This is a genomic window from Aurantimonas coralicida DSM 14790 (assembly GCF_000421645.1).
Taxonomy (GTDB): domain Bacteria; phylum Pseudomonadota; class Alphaproteobacteria; order Rhizobiales; family Rhizobiaceae; genus Aurantimonas; species Aurantimonas coralicida.
Genome location: NZ_ATXK01000007.1, coordinates 180533 through 199811, shown reverse-complemented (window position 1 = coordinate 199811; position 19279 = coordinate 180533). Strand labels below are relative to the sequence as shown.

Sequence of the window (19279 nt, the reverse complement as noted above, 5' to 3'; positions counted from 1 at the left end):
CCCGGGATGAGCGTGTCCTTCGTAGCGCGGCAGGCAGGCGTCTGGCCGTCGCAGCTCTTTGCCTGGAAGCGTCGGATGCTGGAGGGCGGACATGCGGCCGTCCAGGCCGACGAAGACGTCGTCGGCACGTCGAGGGTCCGCGATCTGGAAAAGCGGGTCCGCGACCTTGAGCGGCTGCTCGGCCGCAAGACGATGGAGAACGAGATCCTGAAAGATGCGCTCGACGTCGCTCGCCCAAAAAAACGGACATCGCCCTTGCTGTCCTGGAGCGATCCCGTGGGCGGTATACGGTGAGCGCCGTGGCGCGGACGCTTGACGTCGCTCGTTCCCAGATCAACGAGCGACGCGGCTGCCATCATTGGCCAAAGGGAAGACGCTGATGGGCGACTGGCTGCGCGGATTGCTCTCGCGAGCGCACATGAACATTGCCATCGTCGCGTTGGCGGCAAAGATGGCCAGGATCATCTGGGCGGTGCTGAGAAGCGGCCGCCCCTTCGAGATGACTGCGTCGCCGTCGGCCGGATGAGATAGGGATCGGCCGGGAGGGCATCCTTCAGGCCGGCGTTGTCTGTGAGTGGACTGGAAAGATGGCCTGACAGTCGAACGGCGTACCGACATCCTGATTAAAAAATTGGCGCCAAACGCCGTGGTGTTTATGAGGACCGGTATGTGCGAAAGCTCCATCTTGGCCGGGGAGGATCTTGGCCCCGAGACCGGATACGTTGGCGCAGACCGAAAAGCCGTCAAAAAGTCGCTTGCAGGCGGGGCGAGCCATACGTTTATACAGCTGAACCCTTCCTGGCGCAGGAGCTTGGAAAGGTCGGACGGATCGGCCGTCACGCCGTGCACCTCTTCCAGCCAGGCGGCAAGGTCCGGCATGGTGATGTCGGGTCTGGCCTTCACCTTCTCGACGATGGCGAGCCGATGCGGCCCGAGCTTGCCAGATCCAGCAGGACGACCCTGTTTGGCCGGCTCCACGGAACCCGTGCGGGCGTAACGGGCCTGAACTCTCACCGCGGTCGATGGCGCAACCTGAAGCCGGGCCGCCGCCGCACGCCGCGTCTCGCCAGCCGCAACACCACAAACTATCCGAAGCCGCAAGTCCGATGAAACCGATCTTCCCATGGTGCGTATCCTCCCGCACACAAGGAATCAGAATACGCGGCCAAGCGGAACCATCCGATTCACACTTCTTACCGGACGCTCTAAGCTTCCGCCCGCCGGCACCGCACGTCCTGCAATGGTCGGCTTCGCCGCCCGGACCAGCTTCGCCGGCCACGCCAGCCTTGGCGCAAAGACCGCTCATGAACTAAGGTTTGCCCTGGACCACCCGGTGGGGGGCCGACCAGTTGATAAGGGTTTGGAAACCGCAGATATGAGGCAGTTGTCGCCTGTTGCCTACTAACAATCCAGTCGGTTTTCTCTTCCACCACCCAGTCCGTTGCCAGGACATCGACGCCGCGCGCCGCAAACATCGTGGTCGGCGTTCATATCTGACCGCGAAGCCGCAGCCGCACGATCCCGGCTGCAGCTTGTCGCGCTCGCTTCGCGCCTGGGGTGCAGACGACTCCCACATCTCGCGATGCCGGTAGAGGCCGCGGCACGTTTCATTCGCCTGCCTGCTACTATAAGAGTCGATCTGATTGAGCGATACCGCCGACCCCACTGCACGAACAGAGAGCTACTTTTGAACTATCCCCATAACGCCTGATGCGCGTCCTTCATTTTTTCAAGACCTATTGGCCCGACACGTTCGGCGGAATCGAGCGCACGATTAACGCGATCGCCTGCTCAACGGCGGGTCTGGGCGTGGAAACGACCGTCCTCTCCCTCAGTCGCAAGCCGCTGGAACGCAGTGTAGAATTTCACGGTCATCGCGCAGTGAAGGCTCGGCTTGATCTGGACATCGCCTCTACAGGCCTGTCCTTGGGCGCCCTCGGCCAGTTCGCGCGGGAGGCGGCCGAGGCGGACATCGTCCACTACCACTTCCCCTGGCCCTACATGGACGCAGCGCATTTTCTCGTGCGGCACGGCAAGCCGAGCGTCGTCACCTATCATTCTGACGTCATCAAGCAGCGGGCCCTGAAGCATGTCTATGCGCCGCTGATGCAGCGCTTCCTGGGCAGCGTCGATTCGCTGGTTGCCACCTCGCCGAACTATGCGGCGTCGAGCCCCGTTCTGACACGCTACCGCGACAGGCTCGAGATCATTCCGATCGGGCTGGAAGACGAGGTCGACGCAGAGGAGACGATGGCGCCAAGCCTGGCGACGGACCGGCCGTTCTTCCTGTTCGCCGGCGTGTTGCGCTACTACAAGGGCCTAGACGTGCTACTGGACGCCGCTTCGCTTGTCCCCGGCGACATCGTCATACTCGGTTCAGGGTCTTTGGAAGATCATCTTCGCCGACGTGCCCAGGCAGAAAGACTGACCAATGTGCGATTCGTCGGCGCTCTTCCGGACGAAGAGAAGGTTGCGCTAATGCGCCGGTGCTGTGCTTTCGTATTTCCATCCAACGAGCGATCGGAGGCGTTCGGACTCTCGCTCGTGGAGGCTGCGATGTTCGCGAGACCAATGATTTCGACCGAGATCAGTACGGGAACGAGCTACGTTAACTTCGACGGCGAGACTGGGCTGGTGGTGCCCCCTAATGACGCGCAGGCGCTGGCGGCGGCCATGAACGAAATCCTTGGGGCGCCGGAGCGCGCGGAGCAGTGGGGCGCATCCGCCCGGAGGCGCTACCTCGATTTGTTTACGGCAGAAGCGATGGGCCGACGTTATTTCGCGCTTTACACGCGCCTTCTGACCCAAGGTCGCGGATGATGCGGCTTGTCCCGGGTAGTTTGGAGCTTATCTCACTCTTCTGACCTGGTTGCAGCGATTGACTTGTCTCACCGGAAGCGCCGTTTCGGCGCGTCAGCGGATACGCTTTCTCACTCTTCTCTTTGGGATTGCCCATCGGTGCAAAGCTTGACGCATCGCGGATGTGGACCTAGGCGAACTGGCTGGGACACGTCGATACATGGCCGTTTTGGAGTTCTTGATTTGATGAGTGAGTTTGACGGACTGCCCAGCATTACCCCCATCATCATGGCGGGCGGATCGGGCACCAGGCTCTGGCCGGTATCTCGTGAAACGATGCCCAAGCAATTCATCAACCTGATGGAAGACGGACGCTCGACATTTCAAGAGACGCTTCTTCGTGTAAGCGGTCCAGATTTCGTTCGTCCGATCGTGATCACCGGGAACGATTTTCGTTTCGTGGTAGCCGAGCAGATGAAGGCAGTCGACGTGGAAGGCGAGATCGTGCTCGAGCCCGAGCGGCGCGATTCGGCGGCCGCTGTCGCGACCGGCGCACTGATTGGCCATGAACGCGATCCGGAATCAATCTGCCTGGTCCTCGCAGCCGATCACGTCGTGCAGAATGCGGAACAGTTCATAGCCAACTGCAAGGCAGCCGCGCGGGAAGCGCGCGGAGGTCGCCTTATGACGCTTGGCATCACGCCGACACAGCCTTCCACCGCCTATGGTTATATCAAGTGCGGAGCGCCGCTCGGTGAGGAGGGCGCGTTTGACCTCGACCGCTTCGTTGAAAAGCCGGATGCCGAGCATGCGAAGGATTATGTCGCGCAGGGTTTCCTCTGGAATGGTGGCAACTTCTTGTTTCGTTCCGAGACGATGCTCGAAGAGCTCGAGGAATACGCGCCCCAGGTTCTCGAAGCCGCCAGGGCCGCGCTCACCAGAAGCCATCGGGACCTCGACTTTCTTCGCCTCGACGGAGCCGCCTTCGCTCTCGTGCCGAAGATATCGATCGACTATGCCGTGATGGAGAATACACGTCGTGCCGGCGTGATGCGCGCAACATTCGGTTGGTCAGACATCGGCTCCTGGGATTCAATCTACGACATCAAGACGCCGGACGCCGACGGAAATGTCTTGGAAGGACCTGTTTCGGTTCTGGGCACCAGCGGTAGTCTTGTGCGCTCCGAGGGGCCGTTGACCACCGTAGTCGGGATGGAGAACGTAGTCGTCGTCGCGCTTTCCGACGCGGTACTCGTTGCCGACAAGAGCCAAGCGCCCCGCGTGAAAGAACTCGTCGTGCAGCTTAAAAATGATGGATACGGCGAGGCGACGGACCATCTTCGCATCCACCGCCCGTGGGGATGGTACCAGCGCATCGATATCGGCGATCGCTTCCAGGTAAAGCACATTTGCGTAAAACCAGGCGGAACGCTCTCGCTCCAGCGCCATCATCATCGGGCCGAGCACTGGGTCATTGTGCACGGCACGGCCGAGGTGACGATCGATGGCGTTGTGAAGCACTACCACGAAAACGAGGCCGCCTATCTCCCCATCGGATGTACACATCGGATGCACAATCCGGGCAAGATCGACCTGAAGATAATCGAGGTGCAGGTTGGATCATATACGGGAGAAGACGACATCGTTCGGATCAAAGACATCTACGCCCGCACCTGAACTTGTGCAGGGCAGGGGCGTGCGTGGGGATGAGAGCGCGACTTGATGTGGAATGGGCAGTACGTTCAAGGCCAATGGTGTGTCCTGCCTTGCCAAACGGTTCCCGTACGTCGTGGACACTGGCCGACAGTGGGTTGTTTATGATGGCTTGTGTCCTGTTGCAGAGGCGGCCTTGCTAATACGCATCATCGGCGCGTCCCTTTTGCGTCTTTCGAGCCAAACTCTTCCTCATCGACAGTGAGTCGCAGTCTGTAGAAGCAGCAGAAGCCGAAGCCGGCCGCGACCAGCATGAAGGATTCGCCGATCGCCAGCCGGTTGTTGGAATTGGTCAGCATGGTTAGGGCGAAGAACGCCGTCGCCGTCACGTAGAGCACCAGCGCCGATGACGGGATCAGGCCACGCGCGCGGCAGGCAAAGGCCTGCCGCAGGCTCCAGACCATGAGAACGGCATAGAAGCCGAGGCCGACGAGGCCGTAGCGCACGGCCACCTCCAGATAGCCATTGTGCATGAGGTGGTAGCCGACGCCCGCGTAGCTTGTCGTCTCCCAGAGCGCCTCCCAGGCGATCCCGGTACCCAGGACGAGGTTCGTGCGCCAGATCTCCCAGCCATTCATCCAGATCATCAGCCGCTCGTGGAGACTGAACGGGACATTGCCCGAGGCGATCAGTGCGTCCACCGCGGCTAGCGGATCGCCGCTGCCGGTCGCCCCGGCGACGAACGCGACGGCGGTGGCGATGTTCGGCGCGATCAGGGCCGAGATCTCCGGATAGAACAGCACCGACGGGATCGCCGCGGCGACCATGACCGCGGCCAGCAGCAGCCAGTGCCGCAATTGCGTGCGCTCGGTGAAGACCATGGCGAACAGGACCGGCAGGGCACCCAGCAGCGCCAGCCAGACGCCCTTGGAAAACGCGCCGGCGATGCCGAGGAAGCACAGCCCGGCCACGATGACGCAAAGGGCGATGCCGCCGATCCGCAGGCCCCGGTGGTGCGGTCCCGGCCGCGCGAGATAGAGGCCGAAGCAGATGGCGGCCAGCGCGATCAGGCCGGCGCCGACCGAGGCATGGATGGGATTGCCGTGGAAGAGCAGCGGCGCGCGATCGCCCGACAGCATCGTCTGCGGCTCGAGGCTCGCCAGAAGGGCGATCAGGCTGATCACCAGGAACGCCCAGGCCGTCGCGGGCATCCGCCGCCAGTTCAAAAAGAAGGCGTAGCCCAGCGTCGGGTAGATCAGCGGGAAGAGATAAATCCCCTCGGCCGAGCCCCCCGCCATGTCGGGTGTCATCACGAAGACGGCGGCATTGCGCAGGAGGATGTAGACCACCCAGGCGATGCACAGCCAGCCCATGATCCCGATTGCCGGCCGCTGGTCGGTTCTGACGAAGGTGACAAGGGCCTGGAGCAGGAGAAACGGCGCGCAATAGCGATAGAGGTCGCTCTCCACCCAGACGGCCGAGACCAGGCCAAGCATCAGAATGACGCTGAGCACTTGGATTGCCTGCCCTCGTATTTCCCGAGTAGGGCCCATCTCAGCGGTCGCTGTACGTAGCGGTAGGTCGGAGCAGGGAACTGTTGGGTGCCGATCCGGGTATGATCCGGCGGACGGCGAAACCCTCATAAGATACTCCTCAATCGCGCGCGTGATGTGGTAGCCGGCCAATCTCGTCTACTCGGCACTGGGAAGCGCTTGGAAACCTAGCATCCAGCAGGTGAGCTGATATCTGGGGCGCTTGGCGCTCCTGCTACAATCACGAACCGCCACTGCCAAATTCGAACGGAAAACCTCGAGATCGATGGTGAAGGAGAGTCTTATATAAGGGATTGCCCAAGGCGTAGTCGCGCATTTGTCGACATCACGACCGACCTGATTCGCCATTTAACAACTCCTGAAGGCGCGGCGGCAACCCAGCATATGAGACAATAACCGAATGTTCCCGATGCCTCTCCAGCTAAGAGAATTAGGCATACAAATAAGGAATATCAAGCAAAAACGTAGAGAAATAGATAGACATCGAAATGAGATGGTTGATAATACGCCGAAACTAGTGGCAAGGAAAGAAAGTAGTATTTGATTAAATCTGATTATTGCTAACATGTTGCAAGACGTAGAAACATAACGTCCCAGTGGAGCCAAAATGATGGATAAAAAAATTGATAATGATATGTACGAATCTGCGATCGAGGCGGAAACACACCGGGTATCTGGCGCTATATCATGGTTCATGTTCGGTGGGGCGATCGGTGCGGTAGTCGGATTCGTGGTCGGAATTTTCGTAACCAGAGTGTTCTTCTAAGGTGTCGAGTGAATATGATGGTAGAAGCATTTAGTTTTTCTTCTGGGTTGTATGTGACCTGCCCAGCAGGGCCGCGTGTCGGCGGGTCTTTCCACGAAACGGCCTTCTCGTGCTATCGCCGCTGGGCGGCAGGATGTGCGGGCCGGGGCCGCGGGTCTCGCCCTTAGATCAGAGCGGCGGTCCGGGCAAACACCGGTCGCAGGGGCGGGGCTGCGGGCGCGATCGCACGCCGTGGGGCCGGCGCCGGGACAGGCCGCTGCGCGATGGTGGCGGTCGACCGCTCAGCCTGTCGGTATGGCTGGCGGCGCGGGACCGTGCCGGGGACGGACAAGCGGGAGACGACGGATGGATTCGCTGAAATTTGGAACGAGCGGGCTGCGCGGGCTGGTGAGCGACCTTACCGGCTGGCCGAGCTTCGGCTACACGCTGGCCTTCCTGCGCCATGTGCGGGCGGGCGATCCGGCGGGCGCCGAGCAGATGGTGTTCTTCGGGCGCGATCTGCGGGCGAGCAGTCCGGAGATCCTCGAGACCTGCATCGCGGCGGCTCATGCCGCCGGTTTCCGGGCGGTGGATTGCGGCGCGGTGCCGACCCCGGCGCTGGCGCTGGCGGCGATGCACCAGGGCTGCCCGGCGGTGATGATCACCGGCAGCCATATTCCCGACGACCGCAACGGGCTGAAATTCTACGGCCGCGGCGGCGAGATCACCAAGGCCGACGAGACCGGCATCGCGGCCGAGTTCGCGGCCATTGCCGGGGCCGATCCGCGGCCCGGGCCGGAGGCCGGCGGACAGGCGGCGGAACGCGACGCGCTGGCGGTGTTCGCCCGGCGCTATACCGACTTCTTCGCTCGCGATGCGCTGGCGGGGCTGACCATCGGCGTGTTCCAGCACAGCTCGGTGGCGCGGGACCTGCTGGCGGATCTCGTGGCGGCCCTCGGCGGTACGGCGGTGGCGCTCGGGCGCTCGGACGCCTTCGTGCCGGTGGACACGGAAGCGCACCGGCCGGAAGACCTGAAGCAGATCCGCGACTGGGCGGCAAAGGGCCGCTTCGACGCGATCGTCTCCACCGACGGCGATGGCGACCGGCCACTTGTGGCCGACGCCAAGGGCACGATCCTGCGCGGCGACGTGCTGGGGCTCCTGACCAGCCGGGCGCTGGGGCTGACGACGATCGTCACCCCGGTGACGTCGAGCTCGGCGGTGGAGACGTCCGGCATCGCGGGCAAGGTGGTGCGCACGAAGGTCGGCTCGCCCTTCGTCATCGCCGGCATGGCCGAGGCGGCGCAGGCGGGCGCCGAAGGCATTGTCGGCTTCGAGGCGAATGGCGGCCTGCTGCTCGGCTCGGCGGTGACCCGCGACGGGCGCAGCCTGCCGGCGCTGCCGACCCGCGACAGCGTGCTGCCGATCCTCGCCACGCTGGCGATGGCCCGGCGGCGCGGCATGGATCTGGCGGCGCTGGTGGCCGAGCTGAACGCCGGCCATGCGGCGGCGCACCGGCTGCAGGATGTGCCGCCGGCGGCGAGCGGCAAATTCCTGGCGCGGCTCGCCGAGGATGCGGAGTTTCGCGCCGGCTTCTTCGCGCCGGCAGGCACGGTCGCGTCGATCGATGCGCTGGACGGCGTGCGGGTGATCCTCGACGCCGGGCCGGTGGTGCATTTTCGCGCCTCGGGCAACGCGCCGGAGCTGCGCTGCTATGTCGAGGCGGGGTCGGAGGCGAAGGCGGCGGAGCTGCTGGCCTGGGGGCTGGCGGCGGCGGAGGCCGAGGTGCGCGGCTGAGGCTCCCAAGCCGCATCGCGGCGCGACGGTCTGCGGCATCGGGACGTCGCTGAGCCCATGTTCCTGGCGTCCGACCGGAGGGGGGGCGGAGCTGCCGGTGACCCGTTCGATGGCGAGGGGCAGCGAGGTTCCGCCCGGTGCTCAGCCGCGGGCGTCGCCGACGGCGGACCAGCCGAGACGGTGGCCAGCGCATCGTCGAGATGTATGATCTCAAAGACCGTCCAGTCGAAGGACAGGGGGTGTGCAGTGGTAACAGCCTCGCCTCTGAAAAGGATGAAGTCGAAATCTGCGACAACAGCGCCAAGCCTTCCGCCGTAAGCAGAATATCGTGGGCATACGCGCGCCACTCGCCAAGCGACGTATCAGCGGAACGCTAAATGCCGCCATGACGTGGTTGGACTTTCCCGCAAATATGTTGAGGACCTCGGCACTCGCATTGGAAGGTTCAGTTTCGTACCGACACTGGAGTTGGACAACGCCGTAGCAAGTCTCGTTTACGTATATTTCCTTAGGAGCAAACCGAATTCAGCGCCTCTCCCGACGCCGCTACAACAGGTCATCGACTTGGACGGCATCAGGAGGTTCCCATGACGACGGCTCTGGCAACGCTAAGCGAGCGGAACTCCACGGCAGGACATCTGGCGGCGCAGGCGCTCTGTGCCCGGCCGCAGGTGGCACCGCGGACCGAGACCGGCAGCGTGGCGATCGCCGGGCAGGTCCTGAACTTTGCCCAGGACAGCGAGATATACGCCGAATGCAGCGAGGTCCGCTCCTTCTACAAGGTCGTCAGCGGCGTGGTGCGCACTTGCAAGTTCCTGAGCGACGGCCGGCGCCAGATCGAGGGCTTTCATTCGGCCGGCGACATCTTCGGCCTGGAGCTCGGCGAAACCCATGGCCTGTCGGCCGAGGCGGTCTCGGACTGCACGATCGTCGCCTATCGCTGGCGCGGTCTGAGCGCAGCGGCGGCCCGGAACGACCAGATGGCGCCGCAGATTTTCCACTTCGCCATGCAGTGCTTGCAACGCGCCCAGCAGCACGCGCTGCTGCTGGGTCGACGCAGCGCCGCCCAGCGCGTTGCCGCCTTTCTCGTCGAGATGGCCGACGACGAGGAGCCGGCAACGGTCGATCTGGCCATGACCCGCCAGGACATTGCCGACTATCTCGGCCTGACCATCGAGACCGTGTCGCGCACCTTGTCGCAGTTCGAACGCGACCGCGTGATCGCCCTACCGTCGACCCGACATGTCGTCCTCGAGGACCGGGATGCCTTGATGGCGCTCAACGACTGAGCCGGCGACGCGCGCCCTACCCGGGAGAGGGCGGCGGAGGCATCGCGACTCAGCTGCGTCTGCCAGCGTGCCCGGCCTGGCTCTGCCGTGAGACCGCTTCCAATCTTTGTGATTTCTTCACCAAGTCCGCAGCTTGCTCTTGCCTTGCGGTCGGCAGGGACCGGAAATTCACCGGGCCGAAACTCGTCTGCGCCACAACCGACCTCCAGCTTCGCGATCTCCCGGCAGAGGAGACGGCAGGAGGAGCCAAGCGTTGGACGCCAGATCTCCGCAGACCGAGACGACGATCTTCGTCGATCTCGACGGCACGCTGATCCACAGCGATCTTCTCTGGGAAACCCTGTTCCTGGCGGCGCGCCAGAAGCCCCAGGTCATGCTGCAGGTGCCCGGCTGGATCGCCGCCGGCAAAGCGCGCCTGAAGGCCGAACTCGCCCACGCCGTCGATTTCGATCCGGCGTTGCTGCCCTATCGCGAGGAGGTCGTTGAACGGCTGCGGCGCGCGCGGGCCGATGGCCGCCGCATCGTGCTGGCCACCGGCGCCAACGAGAAACTTGCCCACGCTGTGGCCGATCATCTCGGACTGTTCGATGCGGTCATGTGCTCCTGTGACACGGTCAATCTAACCGCGCATCGCAAGCTCGACCGCATCCTCGACGAATGCGGCGAGGATGGCTTCGACTATGTCGGCAATTCCCACGAGGACATCTGCCTTCTGGACAAGGCGGCAGAGGCCTTGGTCGTGGCGCCGGACCGGGCCGCGGCGCGATGGCAGAAGCGCTCCGGCGCCGAACGGATCGACGATGCCGGCGGCCGGCTGCGCCCGGCGTTGAAGGCGATGCGGCCCCATCAATGGCTGAAGAACGTCCTGATCTTCGTGCCGATGGTCCTGACCCACGAATTCTTCAATATCGAGATGCTGGCCGGCGCCATGCTCGCCTTCATCAGCTTCTCCTTCGCCGCGTCGGCCGTCTACATCCTCAACGATCTGCTTGATCTGACCGCCGACCGCCGGCATCGCTCCAAGCGCAACCGGCCCTTCGCCAGCGGCGCGCTGGCGATCCCCACCGGCATCACGCTCGCGGCCGCCCTTCTCGGCACTTCGCTGGCTATCGGCTTGTTCCTGCCCGACTATTATCTGGTCGTGCTGGGGCTCTACCTTGTGACTACGACGGCCTATTCCTTCGCCCTGAAGCGCATGTTGCTGATCGACGTCCTGACGCTCGCCGGCCTCTACACCACACGCATCGTCGCAGGATCAGAAGCCTCTGGCGTCGAGACCTCGTTCTGGCTGCTCGCCTTCTCGCTGTTCTTCTTCCTGTCGCTGGCGCTGGTGAAGCGCTTCACCGAGCTGCAGGATTTCGGCATCGGCGCCGGGCGCGCGACGACCGGGCGCGGCTATGTCGACGCCGATCTGGAAACGCTCGGCCAGGCCGGCATGGCCTCGGGCTTCGCCTCGGTGCTGGTCCTGGCGCTCTATATCGACAGCATGGAGGGCGCCGAGCAATATACCGAGCCCTTCCTCGTCTGGCCGCTGTGCCCGCTGGTTCTCTACATCATCGTGCGGATCTGGATTCTCGCCCGCCGCAACCAGATGCACGAGGACCCGGTCGTCTTCATCATGAGCGACTGGCGCAGCCAGATGATGATCGCCGGCGGCGGCCTCCTGTTCCTGCTGGCCGCCATTGTCTGAGCCCCGCTACGAGAGCTGGGGACGGCCGGCCCACACGCCGCGCCGGGCGATCGCCGGTTGCGACCTGCCGCGATTGTCGCCTGCCGAGGCGCAAGGGCGGGCAGGGGGCGGCGACGGCACCTTCCTGCCCTTCGGCAATGGTCGCTCCTATGGCGACAGCTGCCATGACGATGCCGGCACGCTGATCGACAGCCGGCCGGACGCCCGCATTCACGCCTTCGATCCACAGACCGGTCTCCTCACCGCCGATGCCGGCGTGCTGTTCAGCCAGATCACCCGTCATGTCGCGCAGGCCGGCTGGTTCCTACCCGTGACGCCCGGCACCCAGTTCGTCACGCTGGGCGGCGCCATCGCCAACGACATCCACGGCAAGAACCACCATCGCCGCGGCACATTCGGCGCCTGGGTGGAATCGATCGTCCTCGACCGCTCCGACGCGGGGCGCCTGCACTGCAGCCGCGAAACCCATCCCGAACTCTTCGCCGCGACGATTTCCGGCATGGGCCTGACCGGGCTGATCCGCGAGGCGACGATCCGGCTTCTCAAGGTGCCGTCGCTGACGATCGCCGAAACGACGACCCGCTTCGACAGCCTGGCCGACTATTTCGAACTGGCCGAGGCGGCGGACGAGCGCCATGAATATGCCGTCGCCTGGATCGACTCGCTGGCCACGGGCCGGGCGCTGGGCCGCGGCCATCTGATCGCCGGCGACCATGCCCGCGATGGCGAGCGGACCGGCATGGCCCGCGCGCCGCTCGCGGCGGTGCCCATTACCCCGCCGATCAGCCCGCTGCGCGGCCTTGCGCTGCGCGCCTTCAACGAGGCCTATTATCGCAAGGCCCGCCCCGGCACGACGCAAGGATTGGTCTCCTTCGACCAGTTCTTCTATCCGCTGGACCGGGTGGGCCGGTGGAACCGGCTCTATGGCCCGCGCGGTCTGCACCAGCACCAGAGCGTCGTGCCGACGACCACGGGCCCGGATGCCGTGCGCGCTCTCATCGAATGCGCCCGCAGCCACAAGCAGGGCTCGTTCCTGACGGTGCTGAAACGGTTCGGCGACAGGCCGAGCCCCGGCCTCACCAGCTTTCCGCGGCCGGGCTACACGCTGACCCTCGACTTTCCCCATCGCGGCGAGATCACCCTGAGACTGCTCGCCGAGCTCGACCGGATCACCGTCGCAGCCGGCGGTGCAGTCAATCCCTACAAGGATGCCCGCATGTCGCCGGACACCTTCGCAGCGGGCTTTCCACGCTGGCGCGAACTGGAAGCGTTGCGCGACCCGGCCATCGTTTCCGATTTCTGGAAGCGGACGGCGCTGCGGCTCGACACGACATCGACGAAGACGCCCAAGCAACTGTAAAGCCGTCAGGTTGCGGCAAAGGGTTTGTTTACCGTGACATGAACCGTCGGTGGTCCGGCGGGGCGAATACGCCGATCTTAAAACATATCACACGGGTTTCCCTTAGATCAGCTTCAGCAGATCCGGCCGGTCCGGACGTTGGAACGAGGCAGTGCCGATGGCGAAATTCCTTCCCTTCATCCTGTTCACGGTGTTCACCAACGCCGCGGCGCAGGTGATGCTGAAATACGGCATGATGCAGCTCGGGCCGCTGAGCTTTGCCGGCGTCAACCCGATCCTGAAGATCCTGCAGATCGTGTTTAGCCCCTGGGTGTTCCTCGGGCTCTGCACCTTCGTGATCTCCATGGCCTCGCATCTCTACGTCCTGTCCAAGGTCGAACTGTCCTTCGCCTATCCCTTCCTGTCGCTGGCCTATGTGGCGGTGGCGGTCTTCGCCTATTTCGTCTTCCGCGAGGACCTCAACGCCCTGCGCATCGCCGGCATCGGCCTGATCTGCGTCGGCACGATCCTGATCGCCCAGGGCGGCACCACGATTCACGGCGAGGAGCCCGCGCTCGACGTCGCCCAGGCTCCTGCAAACGAGGTTTCCCGATGAAGCACGTTCTCTTCGGCGGCGACGGTTTCGTCGGCCGCCACCTGGCCCAGAAGCTCGTCGCCGACGGCGAAAGCGTCCTCGTCGCCGACATCGTCAAGAGCGACCTGCCGCATTACGCCCAGTGCGAGTTCCTGCACACCGACGTCACCGATCCGGCTGCCGTGCGCGCCGTGCCGATCGCGGCGGACGACATGGTCTACAATCTGTCGGCCAAGATGCTGTCGCCGATCATGCCGCGGGCCAAGCGCCACGATTTCTTCTATCCGGTGAACTACCACGGCACCAAGCACATCATGGAAGCGGTGGGCGAGGCGGGCGCGACGAAGCTCGTCCACTTCACCACCGACATGATCTACGGTCACACCAAGGTCTATCCGATGACCGAGGAGCACCCGGTCTCGCCGCTCGGCGAATACGGCCAGTCCAAGCTCGACACCGAGCATCTGGCGGCCGAATGGCGCGAGCGCGGCATGGACATCACCCTGTTCCGGCCCCGGCTGATCATCGGGCCCGGCCGTCTCGGCATCCTTGAGAAGCTGTTCAAGCTGATCGACGCCAATCTGCCGGTGCCGATGATCGGCTCGGGCCGCAACCCGTATCAGTTCATCTCGGTCTTCGACTGCGCCGAGGCGGCGCGGCTGGCCTGGAAGGCGGGCGTGCCCAACGAGGCCTACAATCTCGGCTCCTTGAACCCGCCGCCGGTGAAGAAGCTGCTCGGCGACCTGGTGAAGCATGCCGGCTCGAAGTCGCTGCTGATCCCGACACCGGGCTGGGCCGTCAAGCGCACGCTCGACTTCCTTGATCTGATCAACATGCCGCTGATGGATCCCGAGCAGTATCTCATCGCCGACGAGATGTGCGTGCTGGACGTCGGCAAGGGCGAGCGCGATCTCGGCTGGGTGCCCCAGTACCGTGACGGAGACATGCTGATCGCCGCCTATTCCGAATATCGGGCCAAGCGCGAGGGCCAGGCCCCCGCCGCCGGTTCGTACCCGCAGCCGGCCGAGTGAGCCGACCCCTAGCGAGGAGAGACACGATGCTCGACCGTCCCATGGCTGCGAACCCCGACCTCGCCCCGACCCATCGTCGCGGACCGGCCAAGCCGAACCTCTTGACCGTCGAGGACGCCAAGGCGCTCGACGTCAAGACGATGGCGGACCTGTTCAAGGACTACATCAATCCCGGCCAGTTTCATTTCATGAAGCTGCTCGGCTTTCACAAGGTGAAGGTCGAACGCGCCGAGGGGATGTATTACATCGACCAGAACGGCCGAAAGATCCTCGATTTCTTCGGCGGTTTCGGCTCGCTGGCCTTCGGCCACAACCATCCGCGCATCATCGAGGCGCGTCAGCGCTTCCAGGACGAGCGCCGGCACGAGATCGCCATCGCCTTCCTGTCGCAATACGCCTCGGCGCTGGCCAAAAACCTGGCGGCCTGTTCGCCCGGCGATCTCGACATGGTCTTCCTCGGCTCCTCCGGGTCCGAAGCCATGGAAGCGGCGATCAAGGTCGCCGAGCGCGCCTCGGGCCGCAAGAACTGCAAGATCGTCCATGCCGAGAACTCCTTCCACGGCAAGACCAAGGGCGTCCTGTCGCTGACGGATTCGCCGCTCTATCAGGGCGAGTTCAAGCTGGTCGGCAACACCTGCAAGGTGCCCTTCGGCGATCTTGAGGCGCTCACCAACGCCATCCGCAGCGACCCGGAGATCGGCGTCGTGGTGCTGGAGACGGTGCAGGGCGGCGGCGGCATCATCACCGCCTCGACGGATTACTGGCAGGGCGTGCGCGCTCTCTGCGACAAGCACAACGTCCTGTGGGTCGCCGACGAGGTGCAGTGCGGCTACGGGCGCACCGGCCGCTTCTACGCCTTCGAGCATCACGGCGTGGTGCCGGACGTCACCGCGCTGGCCAAATCGCTGGGCGCCGGCAAGGCCGCTGTCGGTGCGATGATCGCCCGGCGCGAGGTCTACATGAAGGCCTATGGCACGCCGAAGACGGCGATGATCCATGCCCAGGCGACCTTCGGCGGCATCGGCGAGGCCTGCGTCACCGCCATCGAGGGGCTGAACGTCCTCTATGACGACGATCTGATCGGCAATTCCGCCGAGGTCGGGGCCTATCTCCTGGAGCGCCTCCAGGCGATCCAGGCGAAATACCCGTCCATCGTCAAGGACGTGCGCGGGCAGGGGCTGATGGTCGGTCTCGAGTTCCACGACTTCTCGCGGACCCTGCCGATGGCGCTGCGTCCGATGGTGGCGATCCTCGACGACAAGCTGAAGGGCTCGCTGTCGGGCTTCGTCGGCGCGCTCCTGCTGCGCGATCACGACGTGCTGGTGGCGTTTACCGAGTACAATCGCAACGTCATCCGGCTGGAGCCGCCGCTGATCTGCGACGAGGGCCATGTCGACCAGTTCTGCGACGCGCTCGACACGCTGCTGGGCCGCGGCATCGTCTTCATCGTCAAGGACTTCATCCGCTCCCAGATGAGCTGACCGCCGGGCAACCCGGGCGACAGACACGGCAAGGCCGGGCCCCCGCCCGGCCTTTTTGCGTTGTGGCGGCTGCACGTGTCGATGCGGGTTCAGGGTGCAAGGCCACCGACGGGCGCTATCGTCCCCTGGAGGCACCGCTCTCTCCCCGGATGGCTTCGCGCAACCTGATCCTAGCGCCTCTTGTTGCGCCTTCCGCCTGTGCCGCCGGCCCAGGGGGTCTTGGCGAGGTCGCTCTCGGCGTTCTCGTCCTGCAGCTTGCGCCAGCGCTCGAGCCGTTCTCGATCGATGGCTCCTGCGGCCACCGCCGCCTGGACGGCGCATCCCGGCTCATGCGCGTGCGTACAGTCGCGAAATCGGCACTGTGCCGCCTGTTCCGTGATCTCGGCGAACAAGATGTCGAGGCCGTCGGCGACGTCGCTGACCTGCAATGTCCGGATCCCCGGCGTGTCGATCACCCAACCGCCACCTGCAATCGGGTGAAGGGAGCGGGCCGTCGTGGTGTGACGTCCTTTCGCGTCGTCTTCCCGAATGGAGCCGGTCTCCTGCTGCGGTTCCTCGGTCACGCCGACAAGCGTGTTCACCAGGGTCGATTTGCCGACGCCGGATGAGCCGACCAGCGCGACCGTTTGCCCAGGCTTGCACCATTGCGCCAGGGAGGCTGTCGCATCGCTCGACTTTGGATTGACGATCACCACCTCGAGCCCGCGCTGCAGCGCGCGGGCCTGATGCTCGTATGAATCCAGATCGTCTGTAAGATCGGCCTTCGTCAACAAGATGACCGGCTCCATTCCTGCCTGATTGGCCCAGGCAAGATAGCGTTCAAGCCGGGCTGGGCTGAAATCCATGTTGCAGGATGTCACGATGAACAGCGTGTCGATATTGGCCCCGGCAAGCTGCGGAACCGTGCCCCCGGAAACGCGACGCTGGATGACGGAGCGTCGCTCGAGGCGGCGCTGGAGAAGGAGGGTGGCGGGGTGGATGAGAACGAAGTCGCCGACGGCGAAATCGCTCGTCGTGACGTCGGACGTCAGGACCGGTTCGACCGGCCCCTGTGGCGACAGGGCCGTGAGCCGCGAGCGGTGGACCCTCGCGATACGAACTGGCTCTAAACCAGCATCGTCCGGCGTGATCTGTTCGGCAAAGAACGAACTCCAGCCCAGGGCGGAAAGCAGCTCATGCTCTGCGGTTTCAGCTCGCGTGCTCAATGGGGCGTCCGATGAGAAAGGGCTGTCGCCATCTGCTCTCCAATATCGAGGCGGGGCTTCCCTGCCATCATGTCCTGTTCCTCAACGCTTGAAAGCGGCAGATCCGGAAGTCTTATCGAAACCCGTTCGGTCTCGATACAAGATCCCGTTCAACGCGCGATCGGGTGTGCTGCAGAACCACGTCCAGATCGCGGGCGGCGACCGCCGCGGCACTCCTGCCGCTACTGCGGTGGCAGCAGATCGTTGCGGACATAGGCGTCCCAGCAGGGCGAGAGCTGGATGCGGCTGTGGCCGGCCAGGCCCGGCGCGTAGAGGTCGCGCAGCAGGCGATTGGCCACGGTGACCGGGCAGAGCGGGTAGAGCAGCAGGTCCGTTTCCTTCACCGAGGCGAGCACCGCCTGGTCCGGGTCCGGCACTGCGCGGAACGGATCGGCGCCGATGGCGATGCCGCGCGGCGCCTGCCGGTCGAGAAGCCAGGGGAAGGGATTGACGAAATTCAGGTTCATGATCGTCTCGAAGCGCACGCCGCGTGCCGCTTCCAGCGCCTCGATCGCCTCGACCGCCTCCTCGACCCCCATGAGCCAGGTCAGGTGGAAATCCGGCTCGTTGTAGAGGGTGAAGCTCGGCAGCTGCTCCTCGTCCGCCAGATGGTCGAAGGCCTCGGGAAAGCGCTGGTAGGTGTCCAGCATCACCGTGGCGCGCCGGATCAGCTCCGGCCGCTGCGAGACGGCGGCGAGGGTGCCGAGGCGGGGCGCGTCGAGATCGACATAGGCGATCTGCCCGACAAGGGCGCGGGCACCGCGATGGATCACCTGCACGAAGGTCGGCAGGGCACTGGCGGCGACGAGGCTGAGGACCAGCGCCAGCCGCCATGTCGGCGCGCCGCCGGCCCGCACCAGAATGCGCAAGAGCACTGGCCAGACGAAGATGAAGGCAAGACCGCCGGTGTTCTGGGTTTCCACGAACAGCGCCGCGAAGCTCACCACGCCGAGCCAGAAGACGTCGCGGTCGATGAGCGCCGCCAGAGCGGCGACGCGCCGCGAGCGGACAAGCGTGGTCGTTGCTTGCAGAATGTCGGGCAGCCCGATCAGAGCGAGCGCGGCGATCAGGATCGCCAGCGGGCCGAAGGCCATGAAATGGATCGAGGCCGCCTGCAGGAAGCGCGGCAGGATGCTGCCTTCGTTGAGCGCCACCAGCGCGGCGATATCGCCGACATAGGCGCTGACGACGCCGGTCGTCAGTTCCAGGAGCGCCAGCGTGGCGAGGAAGCCGACAAGCGCCCCGATCGCCGTGCGCAGGGACACGCGTCCGGCGGCGAAGGCGAAGGCGCAGATCAGCGCGCCGCCGGCAAAACCGGTGATCTTGACGAGAAACAGCGCCAGCATCGTGCCGGCGATCGTCGCCAGCACCGTTATGCGGCCCCGGGCGAAGACCAGCCCGGCCGTCAGCACGTAGAGCAGCAGGCACATCTGCCGGTTGTAAATGCCGAAGCCGTCCACACCGGGAAAGCTGTAATAGGTCTCGACATTGATCGGCAGGATCTGGAAGACCAGGAACGGCGCAAGGAGCGCCAGCGCGACGAGCCGCGAACGGCGGTCGATATCGACCAGCACCAGCGCCAGCAGCGGCGCGGTGACCGCCATGAGCGACCATTGCGCGATCAGCAGCGGCTGGCCGTCGGGAAACAGCCCCACGAACAGGGCGAAGAGCCAGTAGCCCAGCGGCCCGACCGGCGTAAAGAAGTCGACGCCGGGAAGCTGGCCGCTCCAGATGCGGTTCGCCGCGTCGAAATAGATGAACAGGTCCCAGTAGAAGGCGCCGATCGGCAGCGTCAGCTTCAGGGTGAGAAGCGCGGCGAGGACGGCGCAGACCAGCGCGAGCAGAAGAAGCGGCGAGGTGAGGGCGGATTTCACCGTTCCAGCATCCTGTCGGTCAACGGAGGAAATGAGCGTCACGGATCCGTCCCATCGCGATCTGTCTCGGAACGGCATCCTCCCCGAACATGGTTAACAAAACCCTCCCGGCAGGTTGGTCCGGTGGCGGTCCCGGTCGGCCGGCAGCCAGGCTGCGCCGTTCGCCCGACAGCCGATGTCGCAAAGAGA

General features: G+C 64.5%; 12 protein-coding genes and 2 pseudogenes. 11 read left to right on the top strand and 3 right to left on the bottom strand.

Annotated features, from left to right (window positions below; translation table 11 throughout):
• From H536_RS0115730 to H536_RS0115715, 4 genes and pseudogenes are all read left to right on the top strand, one after another.
• Positions 1-344: pseudogene (locus H536_RS0115730) on the top strand (transposase); the annotation flags it as partial.
• Between the two features lie 5 nt (positions 345-349).
• A pseudogene (locus H536_RS25170) lies at positions 350-526 on the top strand (IS110 family transposase); the annotation flags it as partial.
• A gap of 1184 nt (positions 527-1710) precedes the next feature.
• Positions 1711-2820 carry a glycosyltransferase gene (locus tag H536_RS0115720; protein ID WP_024351387.1) on the top strand — a complete coding sequence of 370 codons (1110 nt, stop codon included), beginning with the start codon at positions 1711-1713 and terminating at the stop codon, positions 2818-2820.
• 225 nt (positions 2821-3045) lie between these two features.
• Positions 3046-4476: a mannose-1-phosphate guanylyltransferase/mannose-6-phosphate isomerase gene (locus H536_RS0115715; RefSeq protein ID WP_024351386.1), complete on the top strand. Its 1431-nt coding sequence runs from the start codon at positions 3046-3048 to the stop codon at positions 4474-4476.
• Positions 4477-4661: 185 nt separating this feature from the next.
• On the opposite strand, the gene H536_RS0115710 is transcribed toward H536_RS0115715, so the two are convergent.
• Positions 4662-5966 (bottom strand): O-antigen ligase family protein, encoded by a 1305-nt coding sequence (locus tag H536_RS0115710; protein ID WP_024351385.1) that lies wholly within the window; start codon positions 5964-5966, stop codon positions 4662-4664.
• 1150 nt (positions 5967-7116) lie between these two features.
• On the opposite strand from H536_RS0115710, the gene H536_RS0115705 reads away from it, so the two are divergent.
• The 7 genes from H536_RS0115705 to H536_RS0115675 all read left to right on the top strand — a co-directional run bounded on the left by H536_RS0115705 (position 7117) and on the right by H536_RS0115675 (position 15972).
• Positions 7117-8547: a phosphomannomutase gene (locus H536_RS0115705; RefSeq protein ID WP_024351384.1), complete on the top strand. Its 1431-nt coding sequence runs from the start codon at positions 7117-7119 to the stop codon at positions 8545-8547.
• Positions 8548-9134: 587 nt separating this feature from the next.
• Positions 9135-9836: a helix-turn-helix domain-containing protein gene (locus H536_RS0115700; protein WP_024351383.1), complete on the top strand. Its 702-nt coding sequence runs from the start codon at positions 9135-9137 to the stop codon at positions 9834-9836.
• Positions 9837-10089: 253 nt separating this feature from the next.
• Positions 10090-11526, top strand: coding sequence for a UbiA family prenyltransferase (locus H536_RS0115695; protein ID WP_024351382.1), 1437 nt, complete (start codon positions 10090-10092; stop codon positions 11524-11526).
• Complete coding sequence (locus H536_RS0115690; RefSeq protein ID WP_024351381.1) at positions 11519-12886, top strand: FAD-binding oxidoreductase; 1368 nt, start codon at positions 11519-11521, stop codon at positions 12884-12886. Before H536_RS0115695 ends, H536_RS0115690 begins: the two co-directional genes overlap by 8 nt.
• 157 nt (positions 12887-13043) lie before the next feature.
• The gene (locus H536_RS0115685; RefSeq protein ID WP_024351380.1) at positions 13044-13481 is read left to right on the top strand and encodes an EamA family transporter; all 438 of its coding nucleotides are present in this window, start codon (positions 13044-13046) and stop codon (positions 13479-13481) included.
• Entirely contained in the window at positions 13478-14491 is a 1014-nt protein-coding gene (locus H536_RS0115680; protein ID WP_024351379.1) for an NAD-dependent epimerase/dehydratase family protein, read from the top strand. The genes H536_RS0115685 and H536_RS0115680 overlap by 4 nt, the downstream gene beginning before the upstream one ends.
• A gap of 41 nt (positions 14492-14532) precedes the next feature.
• Positions 14533-15972: an aspartate aminotransferase family protein gene (locus tag H536_RS0115675; protein ID WP_051141619.1), complete on the top strand. Its 1440-nt coding sequence runs from the start codon at positions 14533-14535 to the stop codon at positions 15970-15972.
• Between the two features lie 170 nt (positions 15973-16142).
• Here H536_RS0115675 and rsgA read toward each other — a convergent pair whose 3' ends face one another.
• Together rsgA and H536_RS0115665 are read right to left on the bottom strand one after the other, a co-directional pair.
• The gene (rsgA, locus tag H536_RS0115670) at positions 16143-17177 is read right to left on the bottom strand and encodes a ribosome small subunit-dependent GTPase A (RefSeq protein WP_024351377.1); all 1035 of its coding nucleotides are present in this window, start codon (positions 17175-17177) and stop codon (positions 16143-16145) included.
• 221 nt (positions 17178-17398) lie between these two features.
• Entirely contained in the window at positions 17399-19090 is a 1692-nt protein-coding gene (locus H536_RS0115665) for a hypothetical protein (protein WP_306302725.1), read from the bottom strand.
• Positions 19091-19279 lie beyond the last annotated feature (189 nt).